We start from the raw sequence: 12,691 nt of genomic DNA on the forward strand, positions 1-12,691 counted from the left end.
GCTTACGCGACCCTTTCCTAACGACCCGTTACCTGGTACCGTTTATAGAACTGATATCCGAGAACCGTCACTGCCACCGAAATCGTAAGCCACAGAACCGGAACCACTTGCCATTTGTATAGATACTCCCCAAAAGCCGGAACCATCCTTACATTCAAGAGTCCCCAGGACGTTACATTCTGAGGTACGTAATCCCAAAGCTGGGACAGCACCCGGTATTGCTCCGGAACATTCACAAAAAAGGTGACGATCAGAAAACCTACTATGATCGCCATTGGCGCTGCCGGATTTTTCAGCTTCTCCGAGAGGAACATTGCAACTGCTCCATGGAGAACTCCCGCCAATACACACATGCCGAACATCATAAGGAACACCTGCCCTACGGTAAGAGCGAAAGAAACATCCGGCTGTGTCAGCTGAATCGGTGCGCCAAATCCTTCCGTTCCTTCTACGATCAGAGACGGCAATGCAGACACCAGGCACAAAAGCATACTGGTTATCACTGAAAAAGAAAGCCCGGTAAAAATCTTCACCCCGTAAAGAGTCCTTTTCCCAAGATTCGTACACAAGGTCAACTGATCCGTCTTCAGGCTGTGTTCATCGCCGAAAATGGCAGGAATACAAACAGCTGCCAGCAAAGTCTGCAAAAGCGCAGATACCATCATCATTCTGGTTGCCTTGTCATACCCTCCTGTCGGCTCATAGATAAATGGCTTTGTAATGGTATCCTCCAGTTTCTGAAAATACTCTTTTTCCTCCTTATTCAAATGATAAATCTCCCATTCCTTCTGCACATTGGCAAGCCGCTTCTCATACAGGCTTTGCTCTGTCAGACTCTGTACGTCATACTGCTCCATCTGCATCATCCCAACAGTATCCGTGATTTTTCCGCCCACACTGTCCGGATTTTCCTTCAGACGGCTTAGAAACGCTTCATCAATGGACGTTCCCGCCAATTCCTTATCTTCTTCCCGAATTCTGGTCATCCATTGGTATCCGGACATTTTCTCCTCTTTCCCATCGACTTCTTTCGTAAACGTCGCAAAATAGGTCACACTGGACATTAGAAAGCAGATACCCGAAAGCACCACAAACATTACCCAGACCATTTTCTTCTGAAAAATTTTCTTATATTCATACTTGGTTAACATCCAAAAATTACGCATGCTATTCCACCTCCCCGAACTGCTCCAGATAAAAGTGTTCCAGATCTCCTCCCACTTCATAAGGGGTTCCGTCAAAGATCAACTGTCCATCCTTCATCATCAGAATCCGATCTGCGATATGTTCAATGTCTAAGACGATATGCGTGGACAAAATCACAATATTCCGCTCTCCAAGCTCTGCAATCAAATCTCGAAAACGTACCCGTTCTTTGGGATCAAGTCCCGCCGTCGGCTCATCCAAAATCAAAAGTTTGGGCCGATTCAAAAGTGCCTGCGCAATTCCCAGGCGCTGCTTCATTCCACCCGAATAAGTCTTTACCTTCTTGCCTGCTACACTTTCCAACCCTACCAGATTCAATAATTCCCGACAGCGCTTCTTTGCGCTGTTCTTATCAAGCCCTTTAAGCGCCGCCATATACATCAGGAAATCTTTCCCCGTAAAATTCGGATAATAACCAAAATCCTGCGGCAGATATCCAAGTGCTTTGCGGTATTCCTCACTGGAAACGTCAAAGCCGTCCAACGACACGCTTCCGCCTGTGGGTTTTAAAATGCCGCACAGCATCCGCATCAGCGTCGTCTTTCCTGCTCCGTTAGCCCCCAGAAGTCCGTATACTCCAGGCGTCAGCTTCCGGCTAATGCGATCCACGGCAATTTTACTTCCGTACTGTTTTTTCAGTCTGTCTATTATTAATTCCATTGCAATTCCTCCGATTGTCTGATAAATTGATATACTTCTCTTCCCGCAAGGACAGCTCCTGACACAAGAAGCAGCGTCCACACGCCCGCTCCTGCCAGGTCAAACATAGAAACATTCATAATTCCAAACGTCATGCATGCCCCGCTGACGATCACTGCCGTTCCAACACAAAGAGAATGACTCTCCCTGCCATGCATTTTTCGAATCATCAAAAACATAACAAACACTGTAGAAAGCCATGGCAGAAGAATATGGATCCCAATCTCCAGTATTGCTTCCCTCCTGATCGTGTACAGAAACGGCATCAGCAAAAGTAATAAACACAATTGGAAAAGCCCCAGCGCTCCCAGCCTCGCCAAGAGAATATACTTCACCGAAAAACGCGACGCAAGCTCTAATTCTTCCATTCTATATCTTGTTGAACGCAGACCTTCTGCTACCACCATCAATGCCAGATACGGTACAAATGCCGACAGTCCCCAAAGTGTCCTGCCCTTCACAGATTGTTCTGCCACAATCACTGCCGCAAAAAATAGCACTGACACCAGCCAATTCCATTTGCGGATATAGCCAATCTGTATTCCTAAGACCTTCCAGCAAGACAGTTCCTCTTCTTGCCGCCACTCCTCCTTCTCCATTCTCTCTATCTTCTGAAGAAACGCTTCCTTCCCCTGAGGTACCGGGGCCTCGTAGATCATCTTCATTTGTGATTTCAACTGTGACTTTAACCGTCGTTTCAATGCTCTCTCCCCTTTCCCATGATATCTTCCAGCCTCCCTAAAACGGATTTCAGCTTTCTGTGTACTGCAAATCTTGAAATCCCCAGAATTTTCGCAATATCCGTCACCGATACGTCATTAACATACCGCCATACGAGCAGCTCCTGTTCTTCGATCTCCAACTGCTGCACGGCTTCCCTTAAATCCAGCGTGTCAATCAGATATTCCTCGCCCGACTTATCTTCAGCCGAAGACGAAAGCAGCCGTTCATATTCGTCTGGTAAAGCTTCTTCTTTGTTTCTTCTATAATAATCTGTGCACAGATTCCGGGCGATGGTATATAGATAAGCCAGACATTTCCCAACCTCCCGGTAAGATTTGTTTTCCAAAAAACGAAGGAAGGCTTCCTGCGTCAGATCTTCCGCCGTCTGACGATGCCGCACATGCATGTAACAGTAGCGGTAAATCTTATCATATTGTTCTTCTATGTTGTAATCCATGGATGTTTTGAGCCCTCCTTTCATAGGGTTTAACGGATTGGGGCGGGGATGTGTGCGGGGAAATGGAAAGTTTTATATTCTAATTTTTTGAGGCTGTCACTTTGATATGCCAAAAGCGACAGCCTCAAGAAATATTTTTTCAAGTTATAAATGATCTATTATTATTTGCTTAACCATAAGAAAATGCCGGCATCCAAAAGGCTGTTCAATAAAATCTTTTCCATCTTCTTCTCACCCTCCAAACTCATTCTTGAAATTCTACATAAATTATAAAGCAGTCATTTCAAAAAGTAAAATTTCCCTTGAAATAACTGCCTCCATATTGTTTCCGTATTCCCATTCACCCAATATTAAAATCCACCGTTTTGATAAGCTCTTGCAATCACATATGATGGTTCATAAAACGCACTGCAATTATAATTATCTATCGTATCGCAAATTTCATTATTATACACACGGATCATTCCATCTACATAATCTTCTTCCGGAACTAATGTATCAGAAATAAGTCTCTGATATACTTTTCCCATTTCTAAAGCTGTAGGTATTTTTTCTGCCAGTTCCTTATCAACCGCTGTAATATCAAAATCACCTTCTGCTAAAGCATATTCTTCAATCCAGTCATCTTCAACTTGCAAAGGATTTTCACAGTGAAGCACGTTTGCTACGCTGATCAAATGCTCTAATGCTTCCTTTCCAATTGTATTTACCACATATTTATTTTTCTGATGAATTCTACGAGCAACACGTTCAATCATATAGCAGATAAAATACAAATCATTTATCTTTATTTCTTCATCTGGGAAATACTTATTTGTCATAACGTTACGCTCCCTTCGTAATGCAAAGTTTGTAATGCCTCTTCTGTACAAAAAACAATCTGATGCGTAGGATATTTAAACTTAACCAAAGCCCAGAAAGCCTCTTTCGAAATATTTCCGGCAACATAGTCCTCTACGTAATCCCAAATCTGATCGTCTGCCATAGGCCCTTCCACAATATCATATGCATGCATCTGGCCTCTGCGACAATCCACAACAAACTCAAGCCATTCTTCCGTCATCTCAGGAAAGCAAAGAAGCTTAAGCTTTGGATTTTCAGCATAACTATAGTTGTTTACAACAGATGCTCCCTTTTTTGTTAACGCCCATCGTTTGGCTTGCTTTTCAATATTCGTACAATAAAATCCATATCCAAAATCCTTATAGTGACCATTAACGAGAATTTTCGGATTCGGCACTTCTACATTACTACCATGATAAATAATATTGTTTTCCATTATGCTTTCTCCTTACTTTCTGCCATGTAGCATCTGTTGCTCCATTGTCACGAACTTGTTACTTCGTTCTCTAATATGTCTCCATCTTAGCATGTATATACAAAAATAACAAGAAAACCAGCCTTTAAAAAAGGGCAAAGCAGTCATTTCAAAAAGTAAAATTCTCCTTGAAATAACTGCTTCCAAAACTATTTCTATCTCACAGGCTCCTACGCCTCTTTATTCTACGCTGATCCTCTCCACCAGCGGACGCCGGCTCTGTACCTTCAGGCACAGCCACGCGACAAACATGGGAAGTATCAACACACATCCCACATAGCAAAGAGTTCCAACCCACGGGAATTCATACTTCATATAAGATGCAATCTTCTGAAACCACCAGATCACTCCATAGCCGACTGCCGTTCCCACCGTCAGTGTGATCAGAATATTCGGCAATACCAGAAGAAGGCTCTCCCACAAAAGCATTTTCCGAAGCTGCTTTTCTTCCATACCAATAGATTCTAGCATGGACAGTTCTCTTCTCCTTGTCATAATACTGTTAATGATTGTATTTACTAGATTCAGAATGCTGAAAGTAATGACAAAAGCCGCAATGCCATAAATCATAATGGACAACTGTCTCACCTGATCCTCGGTAGCCAGCTTTTCCTCTTCTAAGGTTGACATATCAAGATGCGGATACTCTGCCAGCAGCGCTTTTAACTGTTGTTCCACTGCCGCCTGATTCTTATCATAATCTTCAATCGAAACCTTCAGATTCGCATTGGTGTTAATATCTCCCCACAGCTTCTTCATGGTATCTTCCGTCATAACAAACGTATCGCCATTCCTTGGAAGATCAAAATCTCCAGAAGCTGCGATTTCCACCGCTTCCTTCTTCTCTGTTCCGTCATACCACACCAGCGTCGCCTGATCCTTCGCCTTCGGCTTTATATTATAAACTTCTTCTATCAAATCCGGCATATAACAGATCAGTGAATTCTTTTCTGTCAGTTCATCATAATCAAGTCCCAGCTCCATCAGCTTCGGATTGCTTTCTAACTCTTCTCTTGTAATCGTATCAAAGGCAAGCCGCATGTTCGTGCGCTCCCCGAACTCCAGCATCCCATATCCCTTCTCTTCAAACTTCGCCTCTTTGACGTGAGGAATCGCCAGCACCTTCTGCCTTAACTCTTCATTCAATTGATCTGTCATCTGCAGCTTCGTTACTCCATAAGGATCCTGCTTGGAACGAGCATCATAATCATAGGAAATGTGGAAATCACAATCTTCAAATCCCCCTTGTCTTGCATAAGCATCCGTATCCCAGGACGCCAGATAAGTAGACGCTCCCATAAACAAAATGCCTCCAAATGCCAGAGAAATGGTAGCAAGGACCGCCTTTTTCTTTCCTCGCATCTGCCCCATTCTCGCCAAAACATACGGATTCAGCGGTTTGTGCTTCTTAGGCTTTTCCCCTTCTTTTTCTTCTGCATCTGCGCTTCTTGACGCCTCAATCGGGGAAATTCTAGAAGCCACTTTCGCTGGTTTTCCAATAGAAATCTGTACCACTACCGCGCCGAACACTGCCATTCCCACGAAGGTAAGAAGCGTATTTCCAAGATCAAATCCATCCGGCCGCGTAATGACTGCAACTGCCAGTCCAATCAGGAACCCCACCGGAATCGAGCATGCCGACAGATACCAGCCTTCCCTTCGTATCATTCCCCGAATCTGCTTCTGCGTCATTCCAATGGTCAGAAGCTGACCGATCTGCCGTACTCTTCCTGATACTGACAGATAGAAAATACTGTAAATAACGATGGCGCTGGCCAGACAGATAATGATGCTGATCACTGCCATGGCAATCACCGTTGTACTATTCGATCTTAAAGAATCGGCAAATTTACCATTGATATTTACTTGTCCCGCTTCCAGCCCGTAATCTTCGCCCATCTCAAATGCCAGGTTCTGAAACTCTACACTGTTCATCTGCTTTGCATTTCTTATCTTTGTCAGAGCATAATAACCGCCTGCTCCAAGCTCCTGATCTGCATCCGCAAATGCTTTTGACACCCACACCGGATAGATGGTCTGCTTCATATCTGATTCGGTGTATCCGCTGATGACAAATGTCTGCGGTTGACCGCCTCGTTCCAATGTGATTGTCTCCCCCACTTTGCAGGGCTTTCCAAGCGCTTTTAACAGAGAAACATCCACCACCGCTTCCGCTTCTTTCTTCGGCGGCTTTCCTTCTTTGATGTCATATGTGGTAATTCCGCCCCGGCTTTCCTCCGCGTAGCCAAGAGAATAAGAAAGATCGCCGTCTTTATATTGAATTCCCGGCTTATATCGCAGCACCACCTCATTTCGCTCGTCGGCTTCAACCTTCTGATACTGCTCTTCCGTCAAATCCATGAACATGACATGCTGCATTTGATCTAAGATCCGTCTCTGTGCTGTCTTCATACCCAGAACCGTAAGAATCATTCCAGAGAGCAGTGCGATTGCCAGCACAATGGTAAACGCAGAAAAGAAAGTATAAATGCGGTTTCCTTTCAAATTGCTTTTGGCAACCTTGGGAATGACTGCACGGTTGTTGTTTCTCGTAAGCATCGTACCCTCCCGTCTCATACTACCACCTGCTTTCTACAATCTTTCCGTCTTCAATTCGGATGGTACAGTCTGCGACCTGGGCAATCGCCTCGTCATGGGTGATCATCACGATTGTCTGCTCGAAATTCCGGCTCGTTTCCTTCAAAAGGCCAATTACTTCCTGGCTGGTGTGACTGTCAAGATTCCCGGTAGGTTCGTCTGCCAGAATAATAGCCGGCTTTGCGATCAGCGCTCTTGCAATTGCGACTCTCTGCTGCTGTCCTCCGGACAGTTTGTTGGGTTTCTGTTTCAGCTTTTCCTGAATCCCCAGTACCTTTACGATACTTTTTAAATACTCTCTGTCTACTCTTCTTCCGTCAAGTTCCACCGGAAGTACGATGTTATCGTACACCGTCAGATTCGGGAGCAGATTATAGTTCTGGAAAATAAATCCGATCTTTCTTCTTCGGAATACGGTTAGTTCTCCCCGGTCCATCGTCCCAAGCTCCTGACCATCCACTTCTACACTTCCACCTGTGGGCACATCCAGTCCTCCCAGCATATGAAGAAGCGTAGATTTCCCAGATCCGCTGGTTCCCACAATGGCTGTAAACGTCCCTTCTTCAATCTCCAGCGTCACACCGTCCAGCGCTTTCACAAGGATCGGCTCTTCTCCATAATATTTCGTAAGGTCTTTCGTTCGTAAAATATACATGTCCATTCTCCCTTCCGCTTTTCATATTTTTTAATTTATATCTTCTAATTATAGAAATGAGTTCTCTCAATCCGGTATCATTTCCACGAAAAAAATGTATCAAAACTGATACATTTCCTTCTCTATCGCTCTTCTTTTTTATTCGGAAGTAAAATCTCAAACCGAGAACCTTTTCCAAGCTTTGATTCCACCATAATATACCCACCCTGCAGGCTAATGATTCTTCTCGCAAGGTAGAGTCCCAGCCCCAGTCCCTCTTCCTGACCGGATGTTTTCTCCCGGTAAAACCGTTTGAAAATATCGTTATAATGCTCTGGCGCAATTCCTTTTCCCGTATCCTCGATCTGGATCTTCGTATACATCTCTCCTTCTTTCACCAAAAGAGAGACTTCCCCTTTCTCCGGCGTATATTTCACCGCATTATCCAAAATATTCTCCACTGCTTCTGCCGTCCACTTGACATCATGGACTACTTTTAAGGATTTTGGGCAATCCACCCGAAGTTCAATCTTTTTCTTCTCTGCGGCTGCTGCAATTCCTCCCACTGCCTTTGCCAGCGTCTGAAAGATGGGTTTTTCAACCAACGTCAGATGAATCATCTCCTGCTCTAATCTGGAAGAATGAATCAGAGATTCCACAAGAAATTCCAACTTATCTAACTGTTGCCTGATAATCTTCTCAAACCTCTTTTTCTCTTCCTCTGTTACTTCTTCGTCATCCAACATATCTTGATACATCCGAATATTGGAGACCGGCGTCTTAAGCTGATGAGAGATCTCTGACACAACCTTTTGTACTTCTTCTTTCTCACTTTGATTCTGCGCCGCCTGCCGGGAAAGGATCCGCTCCAGCTTATCAAGCTCCATCACTGCCTTAGAAGTGAGGGTATCCTGATTCTTTAGCTGCCACCTTCTAGCATACCCTTGACTTTCCCGCAAAGCAGTTTCCCGACTCCCCTTTCGCAAGCCCTGACTTTGACGCAGAATCTCCTGCGCACTCTCACACACCTCATCGGTAAAATCCACTATTTTTCTGCGGAAGTAAATATAAGACGCCAGGAAACCTCCCACACAGAAAAGCAGGCACAAACCACATACTGCAGCAATACTTATTTCCATCACTTCTTTCTCTCACCGCCAATCCACTGATATCCCATCCCATAAATCGTCTTAATATAGCTTTCTTCTTCCTCTTCAATCTTACTTCTAAGACGACTGATATTTAAAGTCAGCGCATGTTCATTAACATAGTTCCCCTTACTGTCCCAGATGTTTTCCAGCAACAGTTCCTTCGTCAGCACTTGCCCCCGATTCTTACAAAAGAATTCCAAAAGGTTATACTCTGTAGGCGTAAGGGAAAGCAATTCCCCTTTCTTCCATACTGTACGCTGTTCAAAATCAATTGCCAAACTGCCGCACACATATTGTTTCTTCTCATTTTCGGCATCCTGAATCTTAAGCCTTCTAAGCACTGCCTGGATTCGCTCCATCACGATCTTAATATTAAAAGGCTTGGTGATATATTCATCGGCTCCCAGCTTAAATCCGTAGAGCACTTCCTCATCCAGATTGTGGGCGGTCAGAAAAATAAACGGCAGATGATACTGCTCTTCCAACTCTCTGGCAAATGAAAAGCCGTCTCCATCCGGCAGATTCACGTCCAAAAGAGCAAGGTCGTAATGCCCTTGCTCTAAAATCCTCCTTGCATCCGCCAAAGAATAGGCTTCTTTGACTTCTATCTGTTTCTTCTGCAGGTTATAGCAAAGTCCTGCATTTAACATTTCGTCATCTTCAATCACTAACACTTTGCTCATACGTCTCTCCTTAGATGTCCACGGGGATTCTTATCGTATTTCCTATTATACCATTCATCCCCTTACTCCGCAAACCGGACTCTGTCGATCAGACTCTGCTTTTTGAAATTGGAGTTTACCAGATACGTAATCAAAAGCTGTACAAGAAGTACCACCACCGTCAGCACAATCGCCGGTACCACCGGATACTCATAGTACTTGATGGAGAACATTCCGTCTGCCTTCATCTTCAAGAATAATCCGTACCCTGCAAGGCTTCCGATTCCAAGAGAAAGCGCCAATGTTCCAAAGGTATAGAACAGCCCTTCCATTTGCAGCATCCTTATCATCTGCCGATCCGACATACCGATCGCCTGCAGCATGCCAAGCTCTTTCTTGCGCGCATAGACGCTGTTGATCATGGTATTGATCAGATTTAAAATTCCGATCATCCCGAATATAACCAATGCTCCGTACCCCGCGTATACGAACAGGCCAATTGCATTCTTCGCTTCCTCATAAGCCTGCTCATACGTTTTCATCTCCAGAAATTCTTCTTCCTGCACCAGAGATTTCACCGCTTCCGTCACGTCTTTGATCTTACTTTTTTCCACATAAATGTCAAAATCGTCTGTCAGATCTGTTTCACAAAAGCCCTGCAGCACGTCCGCCGGAAGACCAAAGCTATTGCCCAGAAGACTCTGGGGCGTATCTACCACCGCCACAATTTCAAACTCTTTTTCAATCGTTCGATCTCCGTCCAGGATTTCCAGTTCTACCGTATCTCCCAGCGTCAGATCTGAATTTCTTGTGACGTATCCATCGCCAAGGATAACTCCCGTTCCTTGTGAGAGCTTCGGATCCTTGACACTGCCTTTTTGCACATATGCTTTACATTCTTTCAACTCCTCTTCATTCAGCCCTGAAATACCCGTATAAAGATCCGAACCGTCGTCTTCTTTTAATTCTTCGACGTTCAGAAGATAAGCTCCTGCATACCAGCCCACTTCCAGGTTCTCTACGCCGTCCATCGCTAAAATCTGTTCTTTTCGTTCCTCGGTCAGCGGGTTATTCTTCTGGATATTCTGAATTTCCCGTTCCGGATGCATCATATCTCCCACCCAGGCATCAATACTGACATGGATATCACTTCGGATCTCATCTTCTGCCATGACCTTCTCATTCATACAGTTCAAAACCGTCGCCACCGTCATAAAGAAAATTCCAGTCATTCCTAGCGTCAGGATCGTAATCGCTGTGCGCCTTTGATTTTGCTTTAAATTCGTAATGGTCAGCCTTCGGATATTGAGTTCCCGGTATCCTTTGCGCTCTTTTTTCTTCTTTTTTTCCTGATCTCCCTGATAGCGGATCGCTTCCACCGCCGTGATCTTCCCTGCAATCTTCATCGGCTTAAGAAGTGACAGATACACCGTCAGGAATGCGACCACCGCTGCAAGCCCCAGAATCCAGGGCTGGACAAGTGAGATTCTTCCCTCTCTTAAGATCGTCTTGATGGTATCCGTCAATATATGATCTACAGGAATTATCTGATAAATCATGCGACGCAGAATCCAGACACCCAGTCCTGTACCAAGGAGCACTCCAGACGGAACGGCAAATACTGCAACAGCAAACCCTTCCCGGAATACCAGACTTCTAATCTGTCGTCTGGTTGCTCCAATCGCACGAAGTTTCCCATATTCCTGTACCTTTCCGAGCATAGACACATAATAAATACTATAGATCGTAAGAATTCCGGCCAGGACAATCACAATCATAAATGTGGCAAATCCAAAATACGCGGTGCTGTCTGTATAAATAGCGCTAAGCATTTCCGTATTCGGCACAATGTTCGTCTCCAGGACATCATATTCTCTGCCGATTGCTTTTAATTCTTCTGTTATCTGCTCCGTCGACTTCCCATCTACTTCGGCGAGACAGCCGTAGAATCGAAACCGGTGCTTTCCCTCCGGTAAAAGACTTCTGGCAAAACGTTCCGACACCATGGCAGAATACTTTCCACTTTCTTTCACCTCTTCTGAGTCCACCGTAAATCCCGTGATCACAAATTCCTGCTCTTTAGGAAGGCTAAGCTCTCCGCCTTGTTCCGTCTGAAACGAAAGGGAAATCTGATCCCCGATCTCTCCTGTCATTCCCATAGTTTCCAGGAAATCTCTGGAGACTACGATCTCATCTTTTTCTCTTGGCATGTTCCCCTCGGAAAGCTCGACCCGGTTCAGCCAGCAGGCGGTCTCATCTACTGCCACCATCCCACACACGATATCAGGATCCGTCGTCACAACATAGGCAGGATCTTCCCGAAGTCCGGCATCCGTAAACCGGTCGTCTTTCATAAGCTTTCCGGCCGTCTCTTCTGACACATTCCGAAACATCACATGATACGTCGGATAAATTTCCCGAACAGCTGCATTTTCTAAACGGAATGTTCCGAAAAATATGGTCGGCACAGTCGTCAGAAGCACGGAAGTCAATAGAATGGCAATTCCAATCAAAACATTTCTGCTCTTATTCTTCCGAAAATTTGCTAATGCTGTCTTTGTAAGAATACTCATCTAGCTCACCACCTTACCATCTGCAATCATGATAACGCGGTCTGCCATCTGCGCAATCGTCTCATCATGGGTAATCATCACCAGCGTCTGCCCATATTTATGCACACAATTTTTCAAAATAGAAATGACTTCCATTTCTGTCTTGGAATCCAGGTTCCCGGTGGGTTCATCTGCCAGGATCATAGCCGGGCGCGACGCCAGCGCTCTTGCAATCGCAACTCTTTGCTTCTGCCCTCCGGAAAGCTGGTTTGGCATCGCATGAAGCTTCTCCTCCATCCCAATACTCTTCACAATATCCATGACAAACTCTCGATTTACCTTCTTGCCGTCAAGACCGATCGGGAGCACAATATTCTCCCATACATTTAACGCCGGCATCAAGTTATAATCCTGAAAGATAAATCCAATCTTTCTTCTGCGAAACACCGCCAGCTGCTCATCCTTTAATGAGAAAATATCCCGCCCTTCAATCCATACCTTTCCGCTGTCCGGCCGATCTAAGCCTCCCAGCATATGAAGAAGCGTGCTCTTTCCGGAACCGGAGCGACCGACCACCGCTACAAACTCTCCGTGCTCTACTACAATGTCCGTGTGGTCAATCGCCCGCACCTGACTGGCTCCCTCGCCATAATATTTCACTAAATCCTTCGTCTCTAAAATCGGTTTCATG

12 protein-coding genes are annotated in these 12,691 nt (G+C 44.9%); all 12 read right to left on the bottom strand.

Annotated elements, in window-relative coordinates; all coding sequences use genetic code 11:
• Window positions 1-17: 17 nt before the first annotated feature.
• Window positions 18-1,166 (bottom strand): ABC-2 family transporter permease, encoded by a 1,149-nt coding sequence (locus tag C0979_RS05090; RefSeq protein WP_101694989.1) that lies wholly within the window; start codon window positions 1,164-1,166, stop codon window positions 18-20.
• Window position 1,167: 1 nt separating this feature from the next.
• Window positions 1,168-1,866: an ABC transporter ATP-binding protein gene (locus tag C0979_RS05095; protein WP_101694990.1), complete on the bottom strand. Its 699-nt coding sequence runs from the start codon at window positions 1,864-1,866 to the stop codon at window positions 1,168-1,170.
• Complete coding sequence (locus C0979_RS05100) at window positions 1,857-2,606, bottom strand: hypothetical protein (RefSeq protein WP_101694991.1); 750 nt, start codon at window positions 2,604-2,606, stop codon at window positions 1,857-1,859. The genes C0979_RS05095 and C0979_RS05100 overlap by 10 nt, the downstream gene beginning before the upstream one ends.
• Window positions 2,603-3,085: an RNA polymerase sigma factor gene (locus C0979_RS05105; RefSeq protein ID WP_101694992.1), complete on the bottom strand. Its 483-nt coding sequence runs from the start codon at window positions 3,083-3,085 to the stop codon at window positions 2,603-2,605. The genes C0979_RS05100 and C0979_RS05105 overlap by 4 nt, the downstream gene beginning before the upstream one ends.
• Window positions 3,086-3,435: 350 nt before the next feature.
• Window positions 3,436-3,906: a hypothetical protein gene (locus C0979_RS05110; RefSeq protein WP_101694993.1), complete on the bottom strand. Its 471-nt coding sequence runs from the start codon at window positions 3,904-3,906 to the stop codon at window positions 3,436-3,438.
• Entirely contained in the window at window positions 3,903-4,364 is a 462-nt protein-coding gene (locus C0979_RS05115) for a DUF3990 domain-containing protein (RefSeq protein ID WP_101694994.1), read from the bottom strand. The genes C0979_RS05110 and C0979_RS05115 overlap by 4 nt, the downstream gene beginning before the upstream one ends.
• Before the next feature lie 219 nt (window positions 4,365-4,583).
• A complete protein-coding gene (locus tag C0979_RS05120; protein ID WP_101694995.1) occupies window positions 4,584-6,980 on the bottom strand; it encodes an ABC transporter permease in 2,397 nt (798 codons plus the stop codon).
• A 1-nt stretch (window position 6,981) separates the two neighbouring features.
• Complete coding sequence (locus C0979_RS05125; protein ID WP_101694996.1) at window positions 6,982-7,656, bottom strand: ABC transporter ATP-binding protein; 675 nt, start codon at window positions 7,654-7,656, stop codon at window positions 6,982-6,984.
• Between the two features lie 122 nt (window positions 7,657-7,778).
• The gene (locus C0979_RS05130) at window positions 7,779-8,774 is read right to left on the bottom strand and encodes a sensor histidine kinase (protein WP_101694997.1); all 996 of its coding nucleotides are present in this window, start codon (window positions 8,772-8,774) and stop codon (window positions 7,779-7,781) included.
• Window positions 8,774-9,469, bottom strand: coding sequence for a response regulator transcription factor (locus C0979_RS05135; protein WP_101694998.1), 696 nt, complete (start codon window positions 9,467-9,469; stop codon window positions 8,774-8,776). The genes C0979_RS05130 and C0979_RS05135 overlap by 1 nt, the downstream gene beginning before the upstream one ends.
• A gap of 62 nt (window positions 9,470-9,531) precedes the next feature.
• The gene (locus C0979_RS05140; RefSeq protein ID WP_101694999.1) at window positions 9,532-12,021 is read right to left on the bottom strand and encodes an ABC transporter permease; all 2,490 of its coding nucleotides are present in this window, start codon (window positions 12,019-12,021) and stop codon (window positions 9,532-9,534) included.
• Window positions 12,022-12,690 carry an ABC transporter ATP-binding protein gene (locus C0979_RS05145; RefSeq protein WP_101695000.1) on the bottom strand — a complete coding sequence of 223 codons (669 nt, stop codon included), beginning with the start codon at window positions 12,688-12,690 and terminating at the stop codon, window positions 12,022-12,024. It abuts the gene before it with no gap.
• Window position 12,691 lies beyond the last annotated feature (1 nt).

Origin of the sequence: Dorea phocaeensis (assembly GCF_900240315.1) — a bacterium.
GTDB lineage: Bacteria > Bacillota > Clostridia > Lachnospirales > Lachnospiraceae > Dorea_B > Dorea_B phocaeensis.

Excerpts from the sequence above, each read along its gene's own strand:
- C0979_RS05090 (WP_101694989.1), bottom strand. The coding sequence starts at position 1,166 with ATGCGTAATTTTTGGATGTTAACCAAGTATGAATATAAGAAAATTTTT.
- C0979_RS05095 (WP_101694990.1), bottom strand. The coding sequence starts at position 1,866 with ATGGAATTAATAATAGACAGACTGAAAAAACAGTACGGAAGTAAAATT.
- C0979_RS05105 (WP_101694992.1), bottom strand. The coding sequence starts at position 3,085 with ATGGATTACAACATAGAAGAACAATATGATAAGATTTACCGCTACTGT.
- C0979_RS05110 (WP_101694993.1), bottom strand. The coding sequence starts at position 3,906 with ATGACAAATAAGTATTTCCCAGATGAAGAAATAAAGATAAATGATTTG.
- C0979_RS05115 (WP_101694994.1), bottom strand. The coding sequence starts at position 4,364 with ATGGAAAACAATATTATTTATCATGGTAGTAATGTAGAAGTGCCGAAT.
- C0979_RS05120 (WP_101694995.1), bottom strand. The coding sequence starts at position 6,980 with ATGAGACGGGAGGGTACGATGCTTACGAGAAACAACAACCGTGCAGTC.
- C0979_RS05125 (WP_101694996.1), bottom strand. The coding sequence starts at position 7,656 with ATGTATATTTTACGAACGAAAGACCTTACGAAATATTATGGAGAAGAG.
- C0979_RS05130 (WP_101694997.1), bottom strand. The coding sequence starts at position 8,774 with ATGGAAATAAGTATTGCTGCAGTATGTGGTTTGTGCCTGCTTTTCTGT.
- C0979_RS05135 (WP_101694998.1), bottom strand. The coding sequence starts at position 9,469 with ATGAGCAAAGTGTTAGTGATTGAAGATGACGAAATGTTAAATGCAGGA.
- C0979_RS05140 (WP_101694999.1), bottom strand. The coding sequence starts at position 12,021 with ATGAGTATTCTTACAAAGACAGCATTAGCAAATTTTCGGAAGAATAAG.
- C0979_RS05145 (WP_101695000.1), bottom strand. The coding sequence starts at position 12,690 with ATGAAACCGATTTTAGAGACGAAGGATTTAGTGAAATATTATGGCGAG.